28 protein-coding genes and 1 tRNA gene are annotated in these 24,173 nt (G+C 62.2%); 12 read left to right on the plus strand and 17 right to left on the minus strand.

Annotated elements, in window-relative coordinates; all coding sequences use genetic code 11:
* Positions 1–4: 4 nt before the first annotated feature.
* The 6 genes from coaBC to ubiE all read right to left on the minus strand — a co-directional run bounded on the left by coaBC (position 5) and on the right by ubiE (position 4,569).
* A complete protein-coding gene (gene coaBC / locus AC0L2H_RS02110) occupies positions 5–1,237 on the minus strand; it encodes a bifunctional phosphopantothenoylcysteine decarboxylase/phosphopantothenate--cysteine ligase CoaBC (RefSeq protein ID WP_473588642.1) in 1,233 nt (410 codons plus the stop codon).
* Between the two features lie 22 nt (positions 1,238–1,259).
* Complete coding sequence (locus tag AC0L2H_RS02115) at positions 1,260–1,661, minus strand: type II toxin-antitoxin system VapC family toxin (RefSeq protein WP_473588643.1); 402 nt, start codon at positions 1,659–1,661, stop codon at positions 1,260–1,262.
* Between the two features lie 2 nt (positions 1,662–1,663).
* On the minus strand, positions 1,664–1,918 hold the full coding sequence (locus AC0L2H_RS02120) for a FitA-like ribbon-helix-helix domain-containing protein (RefSeq protein ID WP_473588644.1): 255 nt from the start codon (positions 1,916–1,918) through the stop codon (positions 1,664–1,666).
* A gap of 2 nt (positions 1,919–1,920) precedes the next feature.
* Positions 1,921–2,130 (minus strand): FitA-like ribbon-helix-helix domain-containing protein, encoded by a 210-nt coding sequence (locus tag AC0L2H_RS02125; protein ID WP_473588645.1) that lies wholly within the window; start codon positions 2,128–2,130, stop codon positions 1,921–1,923.
* 74 nt (positions 2,131–2,204) lie between these two features.
* Positions 2,205–3,779, minus strand: coding sequence for a 2-polyprenylphenol 6-hydroxylase (gene ubiB, locus AC0L2H_RS02130; protein ID WP_473588646.1), 1,575 nt, complete (start codon positions 3,777–3,779; stop codon positions 2,205–2,207).
* A 13-nt stretch (positions 3,780–3,792) separates the two neighbouring features.
* A complete protein-coding gene (gene ubiE / locus AC0L2H_RS02135; protein ID WP_473588647.1) occupies positions 3,793–4,569 on the minus strand; it encodes a bifunctional demethylmenaquinone methyltransferase/2-methoxy-6-polyprenyl-1,4-benzoquinol methylase UbiE in 777 nt (258 codons plus the stop codon).
* A gap of 135 nt (positions 4,570–4,704) precedes the next feature.
* On the opposite strand from ubiE, the gene AC0L2H_RS02140 reads away from it, so the two are divergent.
* The 3 genes from AC0L2H_RS02140 to AC0L2H_RS02150 all read left to right on the plus strand — a co-directional run bounded on the left by AC0L2H_RS02140 (position 4,705) and on the right by AC0L2H_RS02150 (position 7,144).
* Positions 4,705–5,679, plus strand: coding sequence for an adenosine deaminase (locus tag AC0L2H_RS02140; RefSeq protein WP_473588648.1), 975 nt, complete (start codon positions 4,705–4,707; stop codon positions 5,677–5,679).
* A gap of 134 nt (positions 5,680–5,813) precedes the next feature.
* Positions 5,814–6,443, plus strand: a complete 630-nt coding sequence (gene upp, locus AC0L2H_RS02145) for a uracil phosphoribosyltransferase (RefSeq protein ID WP_097573010.1) — start codon at positions 5,814–5,816, stop codon at positions 6,441–6,443.
* 137 nt (positions 6,444–6,580) lie between these two features.
* Positions 6,581–7,144, plus strand: coding sequence for a TIGR02281 family clan AA aspartic protease (locus AC0L2H_RS02150; RefSeq protein ID WP_473588649.1), 564 nt, complete (start codon positions 6,581–6,583; stop codon positions 7,142–7,144).
* Between the two features lie 22 nt (positions 7,145–7,166).
* On the opposite strand, the gene deoA is transcribed toward AC0L2H_RS02150, so the two are convergent.
* From deoA to AC0L2H_RS02180, 6 genes are all read right to left on the minus strand, one after another.
* Positions 7,167–8,486 carry a thymidine phosphorylase gene (deoA, locus tag AC0L2H_RS02155; RefSeq protein WP_473588650.1) on the minus strand — a complete coding sequence of 440 codons (1,320 nt, stop codon included), beginning with the start codon at positions 8,484–8,486 and terminating at the stop codon, positions 7,167–7,169.
* A complete protein-coding gene (locus AC0L2H_RS02160; RefSeq protein ID WP_473588651.1) occupies positions 8,486–9,295 on the minus strand; it encodes a purine-nucleoside phosphorylase in 810 nt (269 codons plus the stop codon). Before AC0L2H_RS02160 ends, deoA begins: the two co-directional genes overlap by 1 nt.
* Before the next feature lie 13 nt (positions 9,296–9,308).
* Entirely contained in the window at positions 9,309–9,701 is a 393-nt protein-coding gene (cdd, locus tag AC0L2H_RS02165; protein WP_473588873.1) for a cytidine deaminase, read from the minus strand.
* A gap of 79 nt (positions 9,702–9,780) precedes the next feature.
* Positions 9,781–10,752, minus strand: a complete 972-nt coding sequence (locus AC0L2H_RS02170; RefSeq protein ID WP_473588652.1) for an ABC transporter permease — start codon at positions 10,750–10,752, stop codon at positions 9,781–9,783.
* Position 10,753: 1 nt separating this feature from the next.
* Entirely contained in the window at positions 10,754–11,893 is a 1,140-nt protein-coding gene (locus AC0L2H_RS02175; RefSeq protein ID WP_107649490.1) for an ABC transporter permease, read from the minus strand.
* On the minus strand, positions 11,890–13,422 hold the full coding sequence (locus tag AC0L2H_RS02180; RefSeq protein ID WP_473588653.1) for an ABC transporter ATP-binding protein: 1,533 nt from the start codon (positions 13,420–13,422) through the stop codon (positions 11,890–11,892). The genes AC0L2H_RS02175 and AC0L2H_RS02180 overlap by 4 nt, the downstream gene beginning before the upstream one ends.
* Positions 13,423–13,606: 184 nt before the next feature.
* On the opposite strand from AC0L2H_RS02180, the gene AC0L2H_RS02185 reads away from it, so the two are divergent.
* Positions 13,607–13,813, plus strand: coding sequence for a SlyX family protein (locus tag AC0L2H_RS02185; protein WP_473588874.1), 207 nt, complete (start codon positions 13,607–13,609; stop codon positions 13,811–13,813).
* A 16-nt stretch (positions 13,814–13,829) separates the two neighbouring features.
* Positions 13,830–14,021, plus strand: coding sequence for a hypothetical protein (locus AC0L2H_RS02190; protein ID WP_473588654.1), 192 nt, complete (start codon positions 13,830–13,832; stop codon positions 14,019–14,021).
* A gap of 90 nt (positions 14,022–14,111) precedes the next feature.
* Here AC0L2H_RS02190 and AC0L2H_RS02195 read toward each other — a convergent pair whose 3' ends face one another.
* The 3 genes from AC0L2H_RS02195 to AC0L2H_RS02205 form a co-directional block, all read right to left on the minus strand.
* The gene (locus AC0L2H_RS02195; RefSeq protein WP_107649486.1) at positions 14,112–15,101 is read right to left on the minus strand and encodes a BMP family lipoprotein; all 990 of its coding nucleotides are present in this window, start codon (positions 15,099–15,101) and stop codon (positions 14,112–14,114) included.
* 277 nt (positions 15,102–15,378) lie between these two features.
* Positions 15,379–16,044: a peptide-methionine (S)-S-oxide reductase MsrA gene (msrA, locus tag AC0L2H_RS02200; RefSeq protein WP_473588655.1), complete on the minus strand. Its 666-nt coding sequence runs from the start codon at positions 16,042–16,044 to the stop codon at positions 15,379–15,381.
* Between the two features lie 74 nt (positions 16,045–16,118).
* Complete coding sequence (locus AC0L2H_RS02205) at positions 16,119–16,442, minus strand: hypothetical protein (RefSeq protein WP_473588656.1); 324 nt, start codon at positions 16,440–16,442, stop codon at positions 16,119–16,121.
* Between the two features lie 411 nt (positions 16,443–16,853).
* Here AC0L2H_RS02205 and AC0L2H_RS02210 point away from each other — a divergent pair.
* A tRNA-Ser gene (locus AC0L2H_RS02210) sits at positions 16,854–16,943 on the plus strand.
* Between the two features lie 241 nt (positions 16,944–17,184).
* Here AC0L2H_RS02210 and AC0L2H_RS02215 read toward each other — a convergent pair.
* Positions 17,185–17,679, minus strand: a complete 495-nt coding sequence (locus AC0L2H_RS02215) for a DUF1772 domain-containing protein (RefSeq protein ID WP_473588657.1) — start codon at positions 17,677–17,679, stop codon at positions 17,185–17,187.
* A gap of 226 nt (positions 17,680–17,905) precedes the next feature.
* On the opposite strand from AC0L2H_RS02215, the gene AC0L2H_RS02220 reads away from it, so the two are divergent.
* From AC0L2H_RS02220 to AC0L2H_RS02240, 5 genes are all read left to right on the plus strand, one after another.
* Positions 17,906–18,136: a hypothetical protein gene (locus AC0L2H_RS02220; RefSeq protein ID WP_097575182.1), complete on the plus strand. Its 231-nt coding sequence runs from the start codon at positions 17,906–17,908 to the stop codon at positions 18,134–18,136.
* A gap of 284 nt (positions 18,137–18,420) precedes the next feature.
* Entirely contained in the window at positions 18,421–18,600 is a 180-nt protein-coding gene (locus AC0L2H_RS02225; protein ID WP_473588658.1) for a DUF3606 domain-containing protein, read from the plus strand.
* A gap of 88 nt (positions 18,601–18,688) precedes the next feature.
* On the plus strand, positions 18,689–19,738 hold the full coding sequence (locus AC0L2H_RS02230; RefSeq protein WP_473588659.1) for a glycosyltransferase family 2 protein: 1,050 nt from the start codon (positions 18,689–18,691) through the stop codon (positions 19,736–19,738).
* Positions 19,719–20,420, plus strand: coding sequence for a class I SAM-dependent methyltransferase (locus tag AC0L2H_RS02235; RefSeq protein ID WP_473588660.1), 702 nt, complete (start codon positions 19,719–19,721; stop codon positions 20,418–20,420). The genes AC0L2H_RS02230 and AC0L2H_RS02235 overlap by 20 nt, the downstream gene beginning before the upstream one ends.
* Positions 20,421–20,490: 70 nt before the next feature.
* The gene (locus AC0L2H_RS02240; protein ID WP_473588661.1) at positions 20,491–21,990 is read left to right on the plus strand and encodes a hypothetical protein; all 1,500 of its coding nucleotides are present in this window, start codon (positions 20,491–20,493) and stop codon (positions 21,988–21,990) included.
* A gap of 73 nt (positions 21,991–22,063) precedes the next feature.
* Here AC0L2H_RS02240 and AC0L2H_RS02245 read toward each other — a convergent pair whose 3' ends face one another.
* Positions 22,064–22,480 carry a hypothetical protein gene (locus AC0L2H_RS02245; RefSeq protein WP_473588662.1) on the minus strand — a complete coding sequence of 139 codons (417 nt, stop codon included), beginning with the start codon at positions 22,478–22,480 and terminating at the stop codon, positions 22,064–22,066.
* Here AC0L2H_RS02245 and kdpA point away from each other — a divergent pair.
* Positions 22,470–24,173, plus strand: coding sequence for a potassium-transporting ATPase subunit KdpA (gene kdpA / locus AC0L2H_RS02250; RefSeq protein ID WP_473588663.1), 1,704 nt, complete (start codon positions 22,470–22,472; stop codon positions 24,171–24,173). The genes AC0L2H_RS02245 and kdpA overlap by 11 nt on opposite strands.

Raw genomic sequence — 24,173 nt, forward strand, 5'->3', positions numbered from 1 at the left:
CTAATCAGACCACAATCGTCTTCAGCCGTTCCGCGATAAGAGCGGCGAGCCGCGCCGCCACTTCGCCCTTGCTCATCTCCGGCCATTCCTCGACGCCTGCCTTCGAGACGATCCGTACCTTGTTGCGGTCGCCGCCCATCACTCCCGAAGGTCCGACGCCGCTTTCATGTGAGACGTCGTTGGCGACGATAAAGTCCGCGCCCTTCTTCCTGAGCTTGGCCTCGGCGTTGCTGACCAGGTCCTGCGTTTCGGCGGCAAAGCCGACGACCAGCTCCGGCCGCAGCTTGTGATGGCCGACCCCGGCCAGGATGTCCGGGTTCTCGATCATCTGCAGCGCCGGCGGCCCCTCACCCGCCACCTTCTTGATCTTCTCACCGGCCGTACCGGCGGCGCGCCAGTCGGCGACCGCCGCGACGAAAACCGCCGCGTCCGCTGGCAACAAGCTTTCGACCGCGTCCTTCATCTCGGCCGCGGTTTCGACATGCAGCGTGGTGACGCCGGCTGGATCGGCAATCGACACCGGACCGGAGACGAGGCGGACATCGGCGCCCAGCCTGGCAAGTGCCGCCGCGATGGCATGGCCCTGCTTGCCGGACGAACGGTTGGCGATGTAGCGCACCGGATCGATCGGTTCATGTGTCGGCCCCGAGGTGACGATGATCCGTCGGCCCGAAAGCGGCTTCGGCCTGGTATCGAGCAACGCCTCGATGGCGGCGACGATCTCCAGCGGTTCGGCCATGCGGCCCTCGCCGGCCTCGCTGCTCTCGGCCATCTCGCCCCTTGCCGGGCCGATGAAGACGATGCCGTCCTTGGCGAGCGTCGCGCGATTGCGCCGGGTCGCCGGATGCGACCACATTTTCGGATTCATGGCCGGCGCCAGCAGCACCGGCTTGTCGGTGGCGAGCAGCACGGTCGAGGCCAGATCGTTGGCATGGCCATTGGCGAGCTTCGCCATCAGGTCGGCGGTGGTCGGCGCCACGACCAGCAGGTCCGCCTCGCGCGACAGGCGGATGTGGCCGACATCGTGCTCGTCTTGGCGATCGAACAATTCGGTGAAGACATGATCGGCCGACAGCGCGCCGACCGAGAGCGTGGTGACGAACTCTTGCGCGGCGGAAGTCATCACCACCCGCACGGCAGCGCCCCGCTCGCGCAGCCGGCGGATCAGATCGAGCGCCTTGTAGGCGGCAATGCCGCCGCCGATGATGAGCAGGATACGCTTGCCGGAGAGGGTCATGCCTATGACTTCTTGTCCAGTGTCATGCCAGCTTCAGCGCCGGTTCGATATCGGTATGGATGAAATCATTGCCCTTGAAAAGAAGCGGCAGGTTTCGCGTTTTGGCCAAGGCGTAGGCGAAGCAGTCGCCCATATTGAGTTTGGCCGGATGGCCGGTGCCGCGGCCATAGAGTGCATAGGCTTCAATTCCGGCCTGCGCATGTTCGGCAGAGAGGTCGACAATCGTGACCTTCAGCCTCGCCAAAAGACCTGTCAACTCTGCCGAGCCGGCCGCGCCATAACGTCCGACAATAACCGTGCCGCATTCCATAAGAGTCGCGGCGCTCATCAATATCCGTTGATTTCCGGCGAGGCGCTGAGCAATCGCCGGTGCATCGGATTCCTGCTTCAGGATAGCCACAACCGCTGAGGTGTCGACCACCACGGTTAGTCTTCCTCGATGAAGGACCAGAGTTCATCGGTGAGTTTCTTCTGATCGAAATCCACTTTTTGCAGTCGTCGGCCGAATTCAAGGATTTCCTCCGCCGTAACGACATCCTCATCACGTTCACTGGCCGGCGCCACCTCTCTGAGCAACAGGCTTCTCGCCTCCTGCTCCATCGACACGCCATGTCTGGCGGCCCGCTCGCGCAATCTTTGCTTCAGATCGTCGTCGAGATTGCGAATGGTCAGGGTGCCCATGATTACCTTCGCATCCCTGCCGTCGATTGAGCCCTAGTCTCGTCATTGAATGCCAGACCTCGGCGGTCAAAGCCTTTTGTGGTCGGAAGACCAACGGATGCTGCGAGTACGTCCCGGGCCTCCTGCTCCATGGAGACGCCGCGCGCAGCGCCACGCTCACGCAGCCGCTGCATGACATGGTCTTCCAGATTGCGGACAGTAATCCTGGCCATAGTCGCACTCCTGCGCGCAATATAGCGATCCTGTTCTCCGACTGCAATGACAGCAATGCTGTCATTGCAGTCATTCACATCAGTTTCCACGCAATGTAAACCAGCGTCAGCGCGATCACCCACAGCGCCAGCCGACCCGATCTGGTATAACGCGCCTCGGCCCTGCCGATGGCGCGTGCGGTCGTCTCATCGAAGCGCAGCCCGTGTTCGGCCATCAGATCGATCTCGCGCGACAGCCGCTCGGTGCGGGCGGCAAGGTCCGGCGCCTGGCGGGCCAGCGCCAGCATCGCCTTGGCGCCATCGCGGGCATCGATGAGCAGCCCGCGTGGGCCAAGATTGCCCGCTATCCAGTCGCCGACCACCGGTTCGGAGGTCTTCCACATGTTGAAAGCGGGATCGAGCGTGCGGGCGACGCCTTCGACCACCACCATGGTCTTCTGCAGCAGCACCAGCTCCGTGCGCGTCGCCATGTCGAAGAGATCGGTGACCTCGAACAGCAGCGTCAGCAGCTTGGCCATCGAGATGGTCTCGGCCGATTGCCCGTGGATCGGCTCGCCGATGGCGCGGATCGCCTGCGCGAAGGCGGCGACATTATGCTGGCGCGGCACGTAGCCCGCCTCGAAATGCACTTCGGCGACGCGCAGATAGTCGCGGGTGATGAATCCGTAGAGGATCTCGGCGAGGAACCGGCGCTCCTTCTTGCCGAGCCGCCCGGCAATGCCGAGATCGACAGCGACGATGGTTCCGTCGGCCTCGACGAACAGGTTTCCCGGATGCATGTCGGCATGGAAGAAGCCGTCGCGCAGCGTATGACGCAGAAACGACTGGATCAGATTGGCGGCGATCGCCTTGAGATCGTGGCCGGCATCGATGAGGCCGGCAATGTCGTTCATCTTGACGCCGTCGACCCACTCCATGGTCAAGACGTCGCGGCCGGTCCGCTCCCAGTCGACGGACGGCACGCGAAAACCGGGATCGTCCTTGGTGTTCTCGCCGAGTTCGGAAAGGGCGGCCGCCTCAAGCCTCAGATCCATCTCGATCTTGGTGGTCTGGGCGAGTGTCTCGGTCACCTCGACTGGCCGCAGCCGGCGTGACGACGGTATGTATTTCTCCTGCAGGCGGGCAGCCAGGAAATAGCTTTCGAGATCGTGGAAGAAGCGGCGGCGCACGCCCGGCCGGATGACCTTCACCGCCACCCTTGAAGCAACGCCGTCATGGACGGTTTCAGCGGAATGGACCTGGGCGATCGACGCGGCTGCGACGGCATCGCCGAAACTGGCGTAGAGATCGCCGATCTTGCGTCCGAGCGAGGCCTCTATCGCGAAGACGGCCTCGGCCCGCGGAAAAGTGTGCATCTTGTCCTGCAGCATGGCGAGGTCGAGCGCCATGTCGTTGCCGACGACGTCGGGCCGTGTCGCCAGGAACTGGCCGAGCTTGACATAGGAAGGGCCGAGCCGCACGACCGCCTTGGCCAGCCGGTCGCCGCGTTCATAGGCAAGCGCGCGGCGGCGCGTGAACAGCCGCGCCAGGCGCCAGCCGAACTTCGGTAGGCCGGAAAGCTCGTCACCCGGCAGCGCGGCGACGACGCCTTCGCGGACCAGCACCCAGCCGGCCCGTACGAGCCTGAAAGCAGCGGCGACGGAACTCATGATCGGGCCAGCCTCAAAGCTTCCAGCCCGAATGCAGCGCGGCAATGCCGCCGGAATAGTTGCGGAACGAGGCGCGGTCGAAGCCCGCGCGGGCGATCATGTCAGCAAAATTCTGCTGATTGGGAAATTTGCGGATCGATTCCACCAGATAGGAATAGGGTTCGCCATCGCCGGTGACCGCCTTGCCGATCCTGGGGATGGCATTGAACGACCAGGCTTCATACGCCTTGTCGAGCAGCGGCATCTCGACCTCGGAAAATTCCAGGCAGAGAAAGCGCCCGCCGGGCTTCAAGACTCGATAGGCTTCGGCAAGCGCGACGTCGATGCGCGGCACGTTGCGGATGCCGAAGGCGATCGTATAGGCATCGAATGTGGCGTCGGGGAAAGGCAATCCTTCGGCATTGGCCTCGACGAAATCGGTATTGTCGGACAGGCCCTTTTTCTCGGCCCTGTCGCGACCGACGGCAAGCATCGAGCCGTTGATGTCGAGAACCGTGGCATGGGCATGACCGTGGCTCGCCTCGACGATCCGGAAGGCGATGTCGCCAGTGCCGCCGGCAACGTCGAGAACCTTCCAGCCTGGGCGTTTCGGCGGATTGAGCCACGTCACCATGGCGTCCTTCCACAACCGGTGCAGCCCGGCCGACATCAGATCGTTCATCAGGTCGTAGCGGTTGGCGACCTTGTGGAAAACGTCGTTCACCAGCGACTGCTTGTCGCCAGCCCCTACGCGCTTGAAACCATAGGAGGTTTCCATGCCGTCCGCGGCCGTGGTTCTCTCAACTGACATTATTTTGATCCGTCACAAAATCGGCGGGACCATAGCCGATCGATGGTGCGGGCGCTATTGTTTAAGACGCGGTGTTCGGCCGCGCTTCTGGTGCGGCTTTATATCCACACCAGACGAATCTGACGGGATGACTGCATGCCATTGAAAGCGGAACTGCACTGCCACATCGAAGGGGCAGCGGCGCCCGAACTCGTCATCAGCCAGGCACGGAAATACGGCAAGGACACCTCGCCCTACATCCGGGACGGCGCATTCGTCTGGCACGATTTCAGCTCTTTCCTCGCCGCCTATGATTTCTCCTCCGACCTGTTCCGCACCGAGGAGGACTATGCGCGGCTGGCCGATCATTATCTGACCAGCCTCGCCCGCGACGGCGCCATCTATTCCGAGATCTTCACGTCGCCCGACCACGCGGCAAAGGCCGGACTGTCGCCCAAAGCCTATACGGACGCACTTGGCGAAGGCATGGACCGCGCCAAGGCCAAGACCGGGATAGAGGGCCGCATGATCGTCACCGGCGTGCGCCATATCGGCGTCGAGGCGATCGAGCAGGCGGCGCGTTTCGCCGCTCGCTGCGGCCATCCGCTGGTCACCGGCTTCGGCGTCGCCGGCGACGAGCGGATCGGCGACCTGGAGGACTATGTCAGGGCCTTCGAGATCGCCCGCGAGGCCGGCCTCGGCATCACCGTCCATGCCGGCGAACTGATGGGCTGGGAGAGTGTGGCGGCGGCACTCGACCATATCCGCCCCTCCCGCATCGGCCACGGCGTGCGCGCCATCGAAAACCCAGACCTTGTCCGGCGCATCGCCGACGAGGGCATCGTGCTCGAATGCTGCCCCGGTTCCAACATCGCGCTGAAGGTTTTCGGCAGCTTTGCCGACCACCCTTTTCCGGCACTCAAGGCAGCGGGCTGCAGGGTGACGCTCAACTCCGACGACCCGCCCTATTTCTGGACGTCGCTGAAGCGCGAATACGATCTTGCCGCCGAGCATTTCTCGATGAACGACAAGGCGCTCACCGCCGTCACCAGAACGGCAATAGAGGCCGCCTTCGTCGACAGGAAGACCAAGGCGGCCTTGCTCGCCCGTCTCGACGTCAAGGGCAGGTGAATGGTGAATGGTGAATGGTGAATGGTGAATTCGGCACTTCGGCCAGTCAATGGCGAGTTCACCACTGAACCAAGGACTCGCAAACCCATTCACTATTCATTATTCACTATTCACCGCGCAGTTCGGAGAACACCATGCAGGGCGTCACCGTCGTCGACCATCCGCTTGTCCAGCACAAGCTCACCATCATGCGCAAGAAGGAAACCTCGACGGCCGGCTTCCGGCGGCTGCTGCGCGAGATCTCGCTGCTTTTGGGCTACGAGGTCACCCGCAACCTCGAACTGACGACGACGACGATCGAAACCCCGATCGAGACGATGGAAGCGCCGACGCTCGAGGGCAAGAAGCTGGTCTTCGCCTCGGTGCTGCGCGCCGGCAACGGCCTGCTCGAAGGCCTGCTCGACCTGGTGCCAGCGGCGCGCGTCGCCCATATCGGCCTCTACCGCGACCACGAGACACTGGAGGCGATAGAATATTTCTTCAAGGCGCCTGGCGATCTCGCCGACCGGCTGGTGATCGTCGTCGATCCGATGCTGGCGACCGCCAACTCGGCGATCGCGGCCATCGACAAGCTGAAAGGACGCGGCGCCACCAACATCCGTTTCCTCTGCCTGCTGGCGGCGCCCGAGGGCATCGAGCGCTTCACCAAGGCGCATCCGGATGTTCCGGTTTTCACCGCCTCGATCGACCGCCAGCTCAACGAAAAGGGCTACATCATGCCCGGCCTCGGCGACGCCGGCGACCGCATGTACGGGACCAAATGATCGAATGGTTCTGGCGCCCGCTGTGGAGTTATCCGCCGGCCGTTTACCTCTCGTTTACGCAAAGGCGCGGTTTCAGTACCCATTAAAGCGGCAAACACCATACGGGATTAAGGTTCGGCGTTCACAAAGGCCGGTCCATGCTGCGCAAGCTTCTCATTCTTGGCGTGTTCGCCGGAACATCGGCGTCCATCCCGATGCTCTATCAGTCGAATCCGCACATGCTGGACGGCCTGCTGAAATCGGCGGTCGGACCCCGGCCGAATGTCGAAGCGCCAACGGATCTGAATCTGGCCACCGTTCCCAGCAAGCCGGCGACACCACAGCCGCTGGGCCGCAAGGTCGTCGTCGCGGCGGACGCGCGTGGGCATTTCACCTCGACATTCAGGCTCAATGGCCGCCAGGTCGATGGTATGATCGACACCGGCGCGACGCTCGTCGCCCTTAACATCTCCACCGCACGCCGGATCGGCATCTCGCTGAATGCCTCCGACTTCCGCCATCAGGTCAACACCGCCAATGGTGCGATCAAGGCTGCCCTGGTGACGATCGATCGCTTGCAGATCGGCAAGATCTCAGTCGAAAGCGTCCAGGCTGTCGTGCTCGACGACAGGGCGCTGCACGTCAACCTGATCGGCATGAATTTTCTCCAGCGGCTCGAAAAATACCAGGTCGAGAACGGCGCATTGCTGCTCGTTCAGTAGATGCGGCCGTCTAACAGAAGAACTATCCGCGCGGCAGAATCCGCCGGATGACGGTTTTTTCCGCCGCCGGCTTCGAAGGTCCGATTGCATAGGCCGAAAGCACGGTGACCGCTGCCGCCTCGGCATCCGCGGTAGTGCGGGCATGGACCAGCGCCAAAGCCTCACCGGCCCGCACCTCCGCGCCGACCGGCAGCAGCCTGGTGATACCGACCGCGTGGTCGATCCTGTCGTCCGGATGCTTGCGGCCGCCGCCGAGGCCCACCACCGCAAGCCCGATATCACGCGTCGCGATACCGGTGACAAAACCGTTTCCGCCCACCTTGACCGCAAGTTCCACCGCCGCCTTCGGCAGGTATTTTTCCGGCTTTTCGACGAAATCGGCCGGACCGCCGAGCGCCGCCACCATGCGCCCGAAGACAGAAGCCGCGCGGCCGCTGGCAAGCGTCTCGGTGGCGCGGCGCATGCCGTCCTGGTTGGACGGCACAAGGCCTGCCGACTGCAACATGTCCGCGGCCAGCGCCAGCGTTACGTCTTCCAGCCGGCGGTCGCGAAAGCGGCCGGTGAGGAAATCGACGGCATTGCGCACCTCGACCGCGTTGCCCGCCGCCGACGCCAGCGGCTCGTTCATGCCGGTGACCAGCGCCGAGGCCTTCAGCCCCGCGCCATTGGCGACTTCGACCAGGCTGTTGGCCAGTGCCGTTGCATCGCGCGACTTCTCCATGAAGGCGCCATTGCCGACCTTGACGTCGAGCACCAGCGATTGCAGGCCGGCGGCCAGCTTCTTCGACAGGATCGAAGCGGTGATCAGCGGCACGGATTCGACCGTTCCCGTCACGTCGCGGATCGCATAGAGCCTGCGGTCGGCGGGCGCCAGATGCGCGGTCTGGCCGATGATGGCGCAGCCGGTTTCGAGCACTGCCTTGTGCAATCGCGCCACATCCGGCTGGCTGATATAGCCGGGGATTGCATCCATCTTGTCGAGCGTGCCGCCGGTATGGCCGAGACCCCTGCCTGATATCATCGGCACATAGGCGCCGCAGGCGGCAACGATCGGCGCCAGCATTAGCGAGACATTGTCGCCGACACCGCCGGTCGAATGCTTGTCGGTGACCGGACCGGGCAGGTCCGACCAGTCGAGCACCTCGCCGGAATCGCGCATGGCAAGCGTCAGCGCGATAGCCTCGTCGCGGCTCATGCCGTTGAAGAACACCGCCATGGCGAAGGCCGCGGCCTGGCCGTCCGAAACGGTGCCCGATGTCAGGCCTTCGATGAAATCCGCGATCTCCTGCCCCGACAGCCTCTGGCCGTCGCGCTTGCGGCGGATGATTTCCTGAGGAAGCATCAGATCTCCGGCAACCCGTCCTGGAACACGCGCTGGAGAATGGTCGCCAGCCGCGCGCCGCCAACCGGCGCCATGTCCTTGGTTTCCTGGTGCGAAAGCTCCGCCCCCGTCATCCCCGCTGCGAGGTTGGTGATGACCGAACAGGCGGCTACTCGCAGGCCGAGAAAGCGGGCGAGAATGACCTCCGGCACCGTCGACATGCCGACGGCGTTGGCGCCCATGACGCGCGCCATGCGGATCTCGGCCGGCGTCTCGAAGCACGGCCCCGAGAACCACATGTAGACGCCCTGGTGCAGCGTGGTCGCCGTCACTGCTGCTGCCTTCTCGATCGCCTTGCGCATGCCGGCATCATAAGCCTCGGTCAGGCCGACGAAACGGCGGTCGCTAGGTTCGCCGATCAGCGGATTGGAGCCCGAGAAATTGATGTGGTCGGTGATCAGCATCACCGACCCCGGCCCCATCGCCGGATCGACCGAGCCGGCGGCATTGGTGAGGATCAGCTTCGTGATGCCGATGCCGGCGAGCACCTCCAGCGCCGGGCGCATCGCGGCCGCATTGCCATGCTCGTAATAATGTGCGCGGCCGGACAGCATCAGCACCGGCGTTCCGGCGAACAGCCCCGCCACGACCTCGCCGGCATGGCCGGTGACGCCGCTTCTCGGAAAACCCGGCAAGTCGGCATAGGAAATGCGCACGGCGTTCTCGACCTTGTCGACGAGCCCGCCGAGGCCCGAACCGAGCACCAGCGCGGTTGTCGGCGCCAGCCCGTCCAGCTTTTCGACGAGATGATCGAGTGCTTTTTCCGTCATTTCAGTCGGTTCTTCATTTCAAGATGTCGGCCCGAAAGCCGTAGGGCAGCATCTCGCCCATCGTCACGGTCTCGACCACACCGCTATTGTCGCAGAGATAAAGTTTGGTTTCGGGCTGGCAGAACTCGGCCAGCCGCTGGCGGCAACCGCCGCATGGCGAACATTTGGCCGTGCGCTCGGCAATCACTGCAATCTCCGTGATCTTGCCGCCGCCGCCCATGATGTAGTGGCCGAGCGCGGTGGTCTCGGCGCACCAGCCTTCCGGATAGGACGCGATCTCGACATTGGCGCCGGCAAAGACACGGCCGTCCTCGGTGCGCAGTGCCGCCCCTACCGGAAATTTCGAATAGGGAGCATAGGCCTTGGCCATGGCGGCCTTGGCCGCTTCGAACAGATCATGCGACATCAGGTTCTTTTCTCCGATGATCTTGTTCAAAACCCGGCGCTTCCTTCCCGCTATGCCGATCCGCATTTTCAGGACCAGTTCAGCGTTCCTTGACATAGGGCACGCCGCCGGCGCGCGGCGGGATCGCCTTGCCGATGAAGCCGGCGAGCAGGATCACGGTCAGCACATAGGGCAGCGCCTGCATGAACTGCACCGGCACCTTGCCGATGACCGGCAGTGGCGTGCCTTGCAGGCGGATCGACAGCGCGTCGAGGAACCCGAACAACAGGCAGGCGAACATGGCGTTGACCGGCTTCCACTTGGCGAAGATCAGCGCCGCAAGCGCGATATAGCCCTTGCCGGCGGTCATGTCCTTCACGAAGCCGCCATTCTGCACCATCGACAGATAGGCCCCGGCGATGCCGGTCAGCACGCCGGTGCAGATCAGCGCCCGGTAGCGCAGCCAGGCGACGGAAATGCCTGCGGTGTCGACGGCCGCCGGATTCTCGCCGACCGCGCGCAACCTGAGGCCGAAGCGGGTGCGAAACAGCACCCACCAGGTGAACGGCACCATCAGGAAGGCGAGATAGACCAGTATGGAGTGGCCGGAGATCAGTTCCGCATAGATCGGTCCGAGGATCGGTACAGCTCTCAGTGCCTCGGCGCCGGGCCAGTTGATCGCCTCGAAGCGCTCGCCTGGCGCCAGCGCCGGCGTGCGACCGCCTTGGCTGAACCAGGCCTGGCCGAGCATGATGGTGGAGCCGGCGGCGATAAAATTGATCGCCACGCCGGAGACGATCTGATTGCCGCGATGGGTGATCGAGGCAAAGCCGTGGATCATGGCGAAGGCGACCGAGATCAGGATGGCCATGCCGAGGCCGATTAAGGCCGAGTGGAAGACCGAGGCGGCCGCGGCGCCGGCGAAGGCGCCGACCAGCATCTTGCCCTCGAGCCCGATATCGAAGACGCCGGCGCGCTCCGAATAGAGGCCGGCGAGGCAGGCCAGCAGCAGCGGCACCGACAGGCGGATGGTCGAGTCCAGGACCTGGATGATGGCGTTGAACAGATCCACCTCAGGCACCCTTTCCCTTGGCTGCTTCGATGCCGACCGATCGCGGACTGAACGAGGCAAACAGCGCCTGGACATAAGGGCGGAACATGTGCTCGAGCGCGCCGGCGAACAGGATGACCAGACCCTGGATGATGACGATCATGTCGCGGGAAATCGCCGGCATCTCGAAGGCAAGCTCGGCGCCGCCCTGGTAGAGCATGCCGAACAGGATCGCGGCGAGCACGATGCCGACCGGATGCAGGCGTCCCATCAGCGCCACCGCGATGCCGACGAAACCGGCGCCCGAGACGAAATCGAGCGCGACATTATGCTGGTCGCCCATCGTCGGGTTGAGCGCCATCATGCCGGCCAGCGCGCCCGAGATCATCATGGCGATGATGATGATGCGGGTTTCCGAAATGCCGGCATAGCGCGCCGCCTTCGGGCTGTGGCCATAGGTGCGCATCTCATAGCCGAGCCTGGTGCGCCAGATCAGCAGCCAGACCAGGAACGCCATCACCAGCGCCAGCAGGAAGCAGATGTTGAGCGGCGCCGAGCGGATCTTGGCGCCGAACAGCTCGATCACCCAGTTGAGCTTCGGCAATTGTGCGCCGTCGAGAAAAGTTCGCGTCTGCGGCGCCATCGAACTTGGCGGTTTCAGGAACCCGACCAGCGCATAGACCATGACGCTGGCGGCGATGAAATTGAACATGATGGTGGTGATGACGATGTGGGAGCCGCGCTTGGCCTGCAGATAGGCCGGGATCAGCGCCCACAGCGCGCCCATCGCCGCCGAGGCGACGATGGCTATTGGAAAGGTGAGCCACCACGGCAGCACGCTGTCGAACGCCAGGCAAACGATGCCGATACCGAGGCCGGCAATATAGCCCTGACCCTCGCCACCGATGTTGAACAGGCCGCAATGCGCCGCAACCGCCACCGAAAGCCCGCTGAAGATGAAGGTGGTGGCGTAGAAAAGCGTGAACGCGATACCCGATCCCCTACCGAAGGCGCCCTCGACCAGGATGACGGCCGCACGGAACGGATTCTCGCCGACCAGCATGACGACGAAACCGGCGACAATGAAGGCGACCGCCAGATTGATCACCGGGATCAATCCGTAATCGGCCCAGGCCGGCAGCTTGGCGTAAGGCGTGCTCATTGCGCAGCCTCCCGCTGTTCGACACCAGCCATCAGCAGGCCGAGTTCGCCTTCTGTTGCCTCGGGGCCGCGCTCGCCGACGATGCGGCCGGCGAACATCACCAGGATGCGGTCGGACAGCGAACGGATCTCGTCGAGCTCGACCGAGACCACCAGCACCGCCTTGCCCTGGTCGCGCATGGCGATCAGGCGCTTGTGGATGAATTCGATGGCGCCGACATCGACGCCGCGCGTCGGCTGGCCGACGATCAGCACGCCGGGATCCTGTTCCATCTCCCGCGCCAGCACGATCTTCTGCTGGTTGCCGCCGGAGAAATTGGCGGTCTTGAGCCGGCAGTCCGCCGGACGGATATCGTATTTGGTGATCTTGTCCTTGGCATCGTTGCGGATGGCGTCGATATCGAGGAAAGGCCCCCGGAGATAGCGCTCGTCGTCGTGATAGCCGAGGATCGAATTCTCGTTCTCCTCGAAGGCCAGCACCAGGCCGACATGATGGCGGTCCTCCGGCACATGGGCGAGCCCCCGGTCGCGCAACTCGCCGGGATCGGCGGCCCCGGTGAGGTCGATCGGCTTGCCGTCGAGCATGACGGAACCGGAGACGGCGCGCCTGATGCCGGAGATCGCCTCGAGCAGTTCGGACTGGCCGTTGCCGGCCACACCCGCGATGCCGACGATCTCGCCGGCACGCAGGTCGAAGGAGATATCGTCGACCATGGTGACGCCGCGCTGGTCCTTCACCGTCAGGTTCTTGACCGCGAGCTTGACGGCGCCGGCTTCCGCCTCGCCCTTCTCGACCCTCAAGAGCACGCGCCGCCCGACCATCAGCTCGGCCAGTTCACCGACCGTGGTCTCCTTTGTCACTCTGGTCGCCACCATCGTGCCCTGGCGCATGACCGAGACCTTGTCCGTGATCGCCATGATCTCGCGCAGCTTGTGGGTGATCAGCACCACCGTCTTGCCCTGCTCCTTCAACTGCTTGAGGATGCGGAACAGATGGTCGGCCTCGGCTGGCGTCAGCACGCCCGTCGGCTCGTCGAGAATCAGGATCTCGGCGCCGCGATAGAGCGCCTTCAGGATCTCGACGCGCTGTTGCAGGCCGACCGGCAACTCCTCGATGATCGCGTCTGGATCGACCTCAAGCCCATATTCGCGCTCGAGCCGCTCCAGTTCGGAACGCGCCTTGGCAATGCTCTTCTTCAAGAGCGCATCGCTTTCGGCGCCTAGGATGACGTTTTCCAGCACCGAGAAATTGTCGACGAGCATGAAATGCTGATGCACCATGCCGATGCCGAGCGCGATGGCATCGTTGGGCGTCTTGATCGAGGCAGGCTTGCCACCGACGCGGATCTCGCCGCTGTCGGCCTGGTAAAAGCCATAGAGGATCGACATCAGCGTCGACTTGCCGGCGCCGTTCTCGCCGACAATGCCGTGGATGGTGCCGCGCGCGATCTCCAGGTTGATGTCGCGGTTGGCGCGAACGGCGCCAAAACTCTTGTTGATGCCGATCAGCTCGATTGCGGCTTGCGTCATGCAGCCAGTCCCACTCTTATTTTTTTATCGCTTGGTCAAAACGCCTAGCATGACGCCCCGCCCGTGCCAATTGGCCGGAACGGCACTCTCGACAAATCCCTGCGCGCTTGTCAATTTCGAACGTGGCCACGACCTTCACATTCGCTAATGCAGCACGGCTCAAGACCCCGAGGATTTTCGCATGATCATGCCCGCCGACCGGCTGACGACGTTGGAAATCCGCGCCGCCGAGCAAGAGAAGACCATCGAGGAACTGTCCGGCCAGATCGCCGAGCAGTGGAAGGTGATCGAGCGCATGCAGCGCAAGCTCGATGCGTTGACCGACCACTTCCTGGCACTGGAGGAACAGGCCGCCCCCGACGTGCCGGTGACGAAGCCGCCGCATTGGTAGAGGAGCAACAACGGCCATGGCCGACGAAAACGGCCGCATCGCCCACGACAAGGCAAAACCGCCGGTGATCGACAGCTTGCGGCAGCCGCCCCATGGCATCGGCCTGCATGCACTCGGCGGCCGACGTGGATTTGTCATCGCCATGGGAATGATTGCAGCGTTGGCGCTGGGCTATGTGGCGGGGGTATGGTCGGGGGCACTGCCCTGAGACGAAATCAGGCAGCAGCGTTCGAAGGCTGCCACAAACAAAACCGCCGGGTTTTCACCCGGCGGCTTCGATTGGATCCACGTGCCGCCATCAATAAGGGCAGGCGTTGTCCGACATGTAGTCGTGCACTTTGACGGTGCCGGCGATGATGTCGGCCTTGGCCTTTTCGACCGCCGCCTTCATCGCGTCATCGACAAGCGCCTTGTTGTTGTCGTCCATGGCGTAGTCGACGCCGCCTTCCTTGAGGCCGAGATCGTTGATGCCGGCGGTGAACTTGTCGTTCTTGGCGTCCATGAAGGTGTTGTAGACGGCAACGTCGACGCGCTTGACCATCGAGGTCAGCACCTTGCCCGGCTGCAGGCCGTTCTGGTTGGAATCGACGCCGATGCCGAGCTTGCCGGCGTCAGCCGCTGCCTGCAGCACGCCGACACCGGTGCCGCCCGCTGCGGCGTAGACCACGTCAGCGCCCTGGTCGATCTGCGTCTTGGCGATTTCGCCGCCCTTGGCCGGATCGTTCCAGGCCGCCGGCGTATCGCCCGTCATGTTCTGGAGGACTTCGGTAGCACCGGCCGCCTTGGCGCCGCCGACAAAGCCGCAGCCGAACCTGCGGATCAGCGGAATGTCCATGCCGCCGATGAAGCCAACCTTCTTCGACTTGGAGGCCATCGCCGCCATCACGCCGACGAGGTAGGACCCTTCCTGCTCCTTGTAGACGAGGGAGCGGACATTGGGCTTGTCGACGACCATGTCGATGATGGCGAATTTGGTGTCGGGAAACTCGGTGGCGATCTTGTCCAGCGCGTCCGACCAGGAAAAGCCCGCCATGACGATCGGATTGCGGCCATCTTCGGCGAAACGGCGCAGCGCCTGCTCGCGCTGGGTGGCGTTGGAGACCTCGAATTCCACATAGGGGATGCCGGTCTCGGTCTTGAACTTTTCGGCGCCATTGTAGGACGCTTCGTTGAACGATTTGTCGAACTTGCCGCCCAGATCATAGAGAATCGCGGGCTGGATGTCCGCGGCGAAGGCCGGAAGAACCATTGCAGCTGCGGCCAGGAGGCCGAGAACGATACGTTTCATGTGATCCACACCCTGTCGGTTATTTTTTCCGTTACGCACCGTCTGCCTGCCCGGTTCTCCGGCAGGCATGCGGCATCAGGCAGGAGTGTCTTCCTCCCGCTTGGGGCCAATCTGGCACGGCCCGAAACAAAATTCACGTGGAATTTTGACCCTTTGGAAAAGCGTGGCGCCGCGCATCGGCGCCACCGCTTGTTCGCTTCACCAAATGCATGTCGCCCAAAAATGGGCAGCGGTTTTGGGGTACGACACGCGTCCAAGCAAAAGCCTGCTCGTCAACTCAGGCGGAGACGGAAGCCGGAATGGCGCAGGCGACGCCGGTGCCCTGCAGGTTGCAATAGCCATAGGGGTTCTTCGCCAGATATTGCTGGTGATCCTCTTCGGCGAAGTAGAACTCAGGCGCCGGCGCGATCTCGGTGGTGATCTTGCCGTGATTTGCGCCACGCAGCGAAGCCTCGTAGGCGTCGCGCGAGGCGATCGCCGCCTGGTATTGCGCGTCGCCAAAAGTGTAGATCGCCGAACGGTAGGTGGTGCCGACATCATTGCCCTGGCGCATGCCTTGCGTCGGGTCATGGCTCTCCCAGAACAGCTTCAGCAGCTCCGCATAGGACACGATCTTCGGGTCGTAGACGACCAGCACGACTTCGGCATGGCCGGTGAGGCCGGTGCAGGTTTCCTGGTAGGTCGGGTTGGGGGTGACGCCGCCGGCATAGCCGACCGCCGTGACCCATACGCCCTCGACCTGCCAGAACATGCGCTCGGCGCCCCAGAAGCAGCCCAGCCCGAACAGCGCCGTCTCCAGCCCCTCGGGATAAGGCCCCTTGAGCGGCCTTTTCGAGACAAAATGGCTGGATGCCGTCGGGATCGCCTTGGCGCGACCCGGCAGTGCCTCGGTGGCCTTCGGCAGATTGAGCTTCTTGTTCAGCACGTCGCTGAGAAAAAACATTAAGCAGTCTCCCTTCTCTTTATTTGGGTTATTTGGGATTTCTCTTCGTTTGGGGACGCCAGAAGGTCACCAGATTACGTTGGAGCAAACCGCCCGGTTGGCCGCTCCCGCCTGTAGCCGATCGTATAGAAAACAAGCGCAAGCACCGCGAACACCGCGAAGCCGGGCTGGTTGAGCACAAAGGCGATGACGCCGTCCCACAGCAGCGACCCGGCCTTGTCGCGGACGAAGCTTTCGAAGGCGCTTCGCGTAGCGGGCGAGACGGCGAGCCAGCTGCTATTGAGCGGGGTTAGCACCAGCGCTGAGGCCGCCACCGACCGTGTGGTGTCGAGCACTGCCATGATGACGGAAACCGAAAGCGCCACCATCGCCGCGAGACGGAAAAGAAAGCGCAGCATCTAGACCTTCCCTCCCCAGGGACTTTGCCAGACATGTCTGTTTCGGCCAGAATTGTCTGTTTCGGGCTAAGAGATAGTGCGCGCGTCCCTTGTTCGCAATCGCGACACGCGAAATTGAAGCTTCCGGTTAATCAGCGTTCATCGAGCCCCTGTGGCAGATCGCGGGCGCGACCTTGGCGCCATGGCAAAATCACCTTTGTCCGGCAAAGCGAATAGAGCGCCGTTATGGCTTGGCATTCGACGCCGGATCGACTAGATGAGCCCCGCGCCTGTTGCTTTGACGGCTTGGGCGCCAGGGGCATGCCGCTGGTTGACGGCGCCCACGGTGCGGATGTTCCGGACCGGATTTCCAGGGGAGTTGCATGTCCCCCAACCCGCGCGGCGAAACCGGCCGATGCGACATGCCAAGACGGAGAGGTGGCCGAGTGGTTGAAGGCGCACGCCTGGAAAGTGTGTTTACGGGAGACCGTAACGCGGGTTCGAATCCCGCTCTCTCCGCCAGAAATTTTCGTAATAAGATAATTTTTTCAAATACTTATAAGAATATGAGAACACCTCAAAGGTGAAGGCCCCTGATCTGTGTAGCAAGCCGCTTCGAATCCACTTTGTCCGCCAGGCCGTCGTCGGCCAAAACCGCAGACCCTGAAGCCTGCCATCACCTTGAAGCCAACAACCCCTATATCCTCTGGCATGCCAGAATTCTCTCTTAAGAACCAGCAACCGTCGGGTTCCCTTGGCTGTTTCAGTCGCTCTCGAAATACGTCGCTGCAACAGCGATTGAGATCAGGCTCAACATCGCAAAGCTTGCCCTGGCGACATGCGATATCTCCCAGATAGCCCGGAAATCTCTCCAGTCGCCATTTTGCTTTCGAGAGAACATAGAGAAAAACGCCGAGCCCGATTTCGACACGGTGACGTCCTCCAGCCAGAAATTATTGACGGGATGCGTAACCAACCAGTAGGTCGCGTGTTGCGCCGCCAGGAAGAGCAATGAAGCCAGAATCCACCAGAATCGGGTGCTCGCATAAGGCGTTAGATAAAGCAGGGTCGAGAGCGCGGGGATGCCTCCAATTTCGGCAAATCCACCGATCGTGAAACCGGGATAGTAGATCGTCTGCACCGCCTTGTAGGTTGCCTCCTTCAGGCGCAGTTTGCCCGGTAACTCCAGAGCATGTGCAAGTGAGAGCGCCGCGGCGATTGCGACCAGCAGAAGTGTGAAAACCACCAACGCACGCATCCTCTTGCTCCTTTGGCAGAGCGCGGCTCTTCTTCAAAGTAATGCAGATGCACTGCGAAGCAACCCCGTTGCCTTGAGTTGACCCGCCGCAAGGATCTATCGGATTTGCCCTGAACCCAAGACTCTTCACCCACATCGGGCCTCTGGTCGGACCACCATTTCGCTGGCGAAAACCCACATTCGGCGTATCATTCTCGTGGGAGAGGGTTCATGGCGGGAGAAGCCAATGAACGCAGCGCTGAGTGTGCCTGTCATCGACCTGACGGCCCAGGAACTTGTTTCGTCTACGCTTTCAAGATTTCGCGCCGGCGACACAATATCGACCAGGGCAGCGCTGGACGCCATCCGTCGGATGAGCCCGGCTTGCCAGGACAGTGACGACGATCTGGTCGAGCTTGTCGTGATGACGGCAATTGGTAAGACCATGGGTGTCGTGTTCGACCATCGGGCACGCTAATGCATGTCGCGCGCAAAAGCATGCCCTCGGCGTAACCCGAGGGTCCACGGCGGTTTGCAATAACGACAAGCATCGCCGTTGCGCCTTCCGTCGGCAGCGCGCGATCAACAGCGGCAAGATTCCAGGTGACCTGGCGGCCTAATTCGGCCTGCCCCGAACCCTGGGTTCGGACCGGGGGTTAAATCAAACAACGATCCATTCCATACCACCGGGATGGCTTCGTTCCAGGGGAACTCGACGAAATCTTTGCCGTTATTCCCTCGGTCGGAACGAGGAGAGCCGCCATGGCAGAGGACAAGACCAGGACCGAGATAAGCGACCGCCCAGAGATAGCCGACGAGGACGTGCGGCGTTTCGCCGAGGAAGCCGGCATTACACGCGATCAGGCCCGGACCCTGATCAAGCGCCACGGCAACGACCGCAAGGCGCTGGAAGAAATAGCCGAAAGCATAAAAGGATCGTAATGGCCCGATAGCCGTGAATCCTGCGACGCTTTTATCGGTTTTCTAACAAATTCGGCCTATTCCCCATCCTGACATGGGGAGTTGGGCTTTGGTGCACACAGACAAGATCGCCGCGCGACATGCTATTGCGCTGTCCGTCGTCGTGCCGTGCTACAATGAAATCGGCGGCGTCGCCGAGCTCTATCGGCGCGTAACAGACGTTTGCCAGACGCAGGCCGGGCATTCCTACGAGATCGTCCTGGTCATCGACGGCGCGACAGACGGCACCCGCGAGGCCATTTTCGAGCTCGCCAGGCAGGACAGCCACGTCGTCGGCATCGACCTTGCCCGCAATTACGGCCACCAGATCGCGCTCAGCGCCGGGCTGGAGTTTTGCCGCGGCCAGCGCATTCTCATCCTCGATGCCGATCTCCAGGACCCGCCGGAACTGCTCGAAGCCATGATGGCGAAGATGGATGAGGGCTTCGACGTCGTCTACGGCCAGCGGCTGAAGCGCCAGGGCGAAAGCTGGTTCAAGCGCGGCACCGCCACATTGTTCTACCGCTTGCTGCGCAAGATGGTCGACGTAGACATGGCGCTCGATTCCGGAGACTTCCGCCTGATGAGCCGGCGAGCGCTCGATCATCTTAATGCCATGCCGGAGCGCTATCGCTTCATTCGCGGCATGGTGAGTTGGATCGGCCTGAAACAGGTGGCCTTTCCCTATGATAGGCATCAGCGTTTCGCCGGCACCACGCATTATCCATTGAAGAAGATGGTGCTTCTGGCAATGGATGCGATGACCAGCTTCTCCATCGTGCCACTGCGGTTTGCCTCGCATCTCGGCATGATCTTCGGTTTGCTCGGGCTTGCCGCGCTCGGCTACACGCTTTTCTCATGGTTTTCTGGCAGCGTCCTGCCCGGCTGGACCAGCCTGGCCGCGATCGTCCTGATCCTCGGCAGCGTCCAGCTCCTGGTCCTCGGAATTTTCGGGGAGTATCTCGGGCGCATGTACATGGAGACCAAGCGTCGGCCTCTCTATCTCGTCAACGAGATCGCAGCCCACGATCCCGCCGCCGCGGAGCTGCCCGTCCATCGTCTTCAAGAGCTGGCACGGGAAATGACGAAAGGAGCCGCGCGTGCTTCAGGCCGAGTTTGACCAGTTCGCGCAGGAATATCAGCAGCAGCATGCCGCAAGCATAAGGCTGAGCGGCGAAACGCCGGATTTCTTTGCGCAGTACAAGATCGACGACGTCGCGGCCCGGCTCGCTCGCTCCGGTGTGAAACCACGGCGGATACTCGATTTCGGCGCCGGTGTCGGCAATTCGCTGGGACCGATGCGTGCCGCATTTCCCGACAGCAAGATCACCTTGCTCGACCCATCCTCCCAGTCGCTCGACATCGCCAGCAAGCGCTTTCCCGGCCAGGCCGATTTCAGGCCCTTCGATGGCGAAACCATCCCTTATGAAGACGGCAGTTTCGATCTCGCCTTCGCCGCTTGCGTGTTTCATCACATTCCCCAAGTTCTCCATGTCGGCCTGTTCAAGGAGATTCGGCGGGTGCTGGCCGGCGGCGGCAGCTTCTTTCTGTTCGAGCACAACCCCTGGAATCCGCTGACGACGCACGCGGTGCGAAACTGTGCTTTCGACGAGAACGCGGTGCTGATCAATGGCCGCGACATGCGCCGGCGAATGAAGGCGGCGGGCTTCTCCAGTCCCGACATCGTCTACCGGATTTTCTTCCCGCGCCTGCTCGCAAGATTGCGGCCCCTGGAACGTTATCTGACCGGGATACCTGTGGGGGCGCAATATTTCGTGCATGCGGTCAAGACTGCCGCCTGACCTGCCCCTCGGATGAGCGACGCGCCGAAACCTCTGATCAATCTGCCGCAAAGCGGCCTGGAGACATGATATGAACGCGGTTCAGGCGACCATGGCGACCATGGCGACCGTGTCGCCGGTCAACGACGCGCAGCGGGCCAGGCTGATTTTCTGCCTGCTGGTCGCGCCTCTCGTGGCGTTCGCGCTTTCCGCCCACGCTGTCGAAATCCTGCAGGACCCCGACTGTTGGTGGCAGGTCAAGGTCGGGCTCGACCTGCTGGCAAACCGTACGTTCCCGCTTGTCGACAGCTATTCTCATACCTTCGCCGGCCAGCCATGGATCGCCAAGGAATGGCTTGGGCAGGTTCTCCTCGCGCTCGCCTACACGGCAGGCGGCTGGAACGGCGTGGCGATGCTGATCATCGCCACCATTGCGCTTACGATCTCGCTGCTGTCATGGCATCTCAGCGCCTGGCTGAGACCGATCGCGGCAGTCGGGCTGGCCCTGCTCGCGGCGGCCATGATCTCGCCAATCTACACCGCGCGCCCCCACATCTTCACCTTTCCCATTATCGTGATCTGGACGGCAACGCTTTTCCGCGCGGCGCGCGACGAGCAGGCACCGCCTCTGTGGCTGCTTGCCCTGCTCGTGCTATGGGCCAATCTCCACGCGACCTTTACCGTGGGCTTCGTTATAGCGGCTTTCGCCGGTCTCGATCTTCTTGCGCGAACCCGTCTGTCCAACCCGATGCTGCTTGCCAAATGGGTGGCTTTCGGTCTGCTTTGCCCGCTGGTCAGTCTGATCAATCCCTATGGCGTCAAGGCCATCCTCGCCACTTTCACGGTAGCCTACGGCAATGAAGCGGTTCCCCTCATCGTCGAGTGGCGGCCGTTCGACGCCTCGGATCAGCCGCTCCAGGAAGTTGGCATCCTGCTGTTCGTCTTCGCGCTGCTTGTGTCGAGACTGCGCATCGGCTGGGCCAAGGCGCTGTTCATAATCTTTGCCCTGCATGTCTATCTCACCCATTTGCGCTTCATGTATCTGTTCTTCCTGCTGGTGCCGATCGTGATTGCGGTCGAGGCGGCTGAACAATATCCCGCACTTTCCCTGGCGAAATGGATGGCGGACAAGCGCGACGGGCTGGAACGGTTTCTCGCCAGATGGTTTTACCAGATCTGCGGCGTCGCCGGGGTTTTGGTGGTGGGCGCGGTCGCCGTGCTCACCAGCGCCTATCGGATCGAGCCAAGCCAGAAGACGTCCGCCAGGGACGCGCTTGCATTCGTCGAAAGCCATCATCTGTCGGGCAATGTCCTGAATTCATACAATTTCGGTGGCACCTTGATTTTCCATGGCATCAAGACATTCATCGACGGCCGGACGGATCAGCTCTTTCTCAACGGCTTCATGAAGACAGATGCCGAAATGGGCCGCAGCGGCGGAAAGCCGATCCTTCAGGCACAGCTCAAGAAATATGCGATCGACTGGGCGCTGCTGACGGCGGACGACAGCCGCATTCCCTACTTCGACGAGCTGGGCTGGAAGCGGGCATATTCAGACAAATACGCCGTTATCTACGTGCCTGGCGCTTGATTTTCTGCAGCTTTATTTGCCGGCACATGACGGGAAACGCCATGCCGGCGTTGAGATCGCGACAGTAAAATCCTTATAGGAATTTTATTTCTTTCCTGTCCGCGACGTCTCGAACCTTTATGGCATTTTGATCCATATTTCGTCGGGAAACACGTATCTCGGTCACCGCTTGTTGCAGTGTCCGCGTGTTTCCACGTGATTTTCGTCCTGCCGGCCGCAGACGATGCGAAAATAAAAACCGAAATAAGGAACATCCACGATGGATATCATCGTTATCGGGATAGGTGTTTTGTTTTTCGCCCTGTCCTTTGCCTACATCAAAGCTTGCGACAGTCTTTAACGGAAGGATCGCAACATGCTTGTCGACTATATCCTCGGTGGCGGTGTGACCTTGTTCCTTCTCGCCTACCTGACTTACGCCCTCGTTCGCCCAGAACGCTTCTGACAGCAACTGGCGCCAGGCACGGAAAGCTGCATCAATGACTCTCAACGGATGGCTACAGATCCTCGTCTACTGCGGGATCGTCGTTTTGCTCGTGAAGCCGCTCGGCTTCTATATGTATCGCGTTTTCAACGGCGATCGCACATTTCTCTCGCCTGTTCTTGGTCCGATCGAGCGCGGTCTTTATCGTATCTCGGGAACCAGCGAGCGCGAGGAGCAGCACTGGACCAGCTACGCGGCAGGCATCATGTTTTTCAGCCTGGCCAGTTTCCTGGTGCTCTATCTCCTGCAGCGGCTGCAGGGGATTTTGCCCCTGAACCCGGCCGGCATGACCGCGGTTGAGCCGAACCTCGCCTTCAACACAGCCGTCAGTTTCCCGACCAACACCAACTGGCAGAATTACGGCGGCGAAAGCACGATGTCCTATCTCGTGCAAATGGCCGGCCTCACCGTGCAGAACTTCATGTCGGCGGCGGTCGGCATCGCGATCGCGGTCGCGCTGATCCGCGGCTTCGCCCGCGCCTCGGTGAAATCGATCGGCAATTTCTGGGTCGATATGACCCGCTGCACCCTCTACATCCTGTTGCCGCTCTGCATCGTGCTGACGCTCGCCTATGTTGCTCTTGGCGTGCCACAGACCCTCGGGCCCTATGTCAACGCGACGACGCTCGAAGGCGCGCAACAGACCATCGCTGTCGGTCCTGTCGCGTCGCAACTTGCAATCAAGATGCTCGGCACCAATGGCGGCGGTTTCTTCAATGCCAATTCCTCGCATCCTTTCGAAAACCCCGATGCGATCTCCAACCTGATCCAGATGGTGACGATCTTCGCGCTCGGCGCCGCGCTCACCAACGTCTTCGGCCGCATGGTCGGCAACCAGCGCCAGGGCTGGGCGATCCTGGCCGCCATGGGCGTGCTGTTCATCGCCGGCGTCGCGGTCTGCTACTGGGCGGAAGCGTCGGGCAACCCGCTCGTTCATGCGCTGGGCGTCGACGGCGGCAACATGGAAGGCAAGGAGACCCGCTTCGGCATCGCCCTGTCGGCACTGTTCGCGGTCATCACCACGGCCGCCTCCTGCGGCGCCGTCAACGCCATGCATGACAGTTTCACCGCAATCGGCGGCCTGGTCCCGATCCTCAACATGCAGCTCGGCGAGGTCATCGTCGGCGGCGTCGGCGCCGGCTTCTACGGCATCCTGATGTTCATCATCGTCGCCGTCTTCGTCGCCGGGCTGATGGTCGGCCGCACGCCGGAATATCTCGGCAAGAAGATCGAGGCCAAGGAGGTCAAGATGGCGATGCTGGCCATTCTCTGCCTGCCGCTGGCCATGCTGATCTTCACGGCCATCGCCGTGGTGCTGCCGACCGGCGTCGCCTCCATGGCCAATGCCGGCCCGCACGGCTTCTCCGAGGTACTCTATGCCTACACTTCCGCGGCTGCGAACAATGGCTCGGCCTTTGGCGGCCTGACCGGCAACACGCCCTGGTACAACATCACGCTCGGCATCGGCATGCTGATGGGCCGCTTCCTGGTCATCATCCCGGCCTTGGCGATCGCCGGCTCGCTGGTGGCGAAGAAGACGGTTCCGGTCTCCGCCGGCACTTTCCCGACAGACGGTCCGCTGTTCGTCGGTCTGCTGGTCGGCGTCATCCTGATCGTCGCCGGCCTGACCTTCTTCCCGGCGCTGGCGATCGGACCGATCGTCGAGCACCTGGCGATGATCAATGGACAGACCTTCTGA

It is taken from the genome of Mesorhizobium sp. WSM4871 (genome assembly GCF_055811295.1).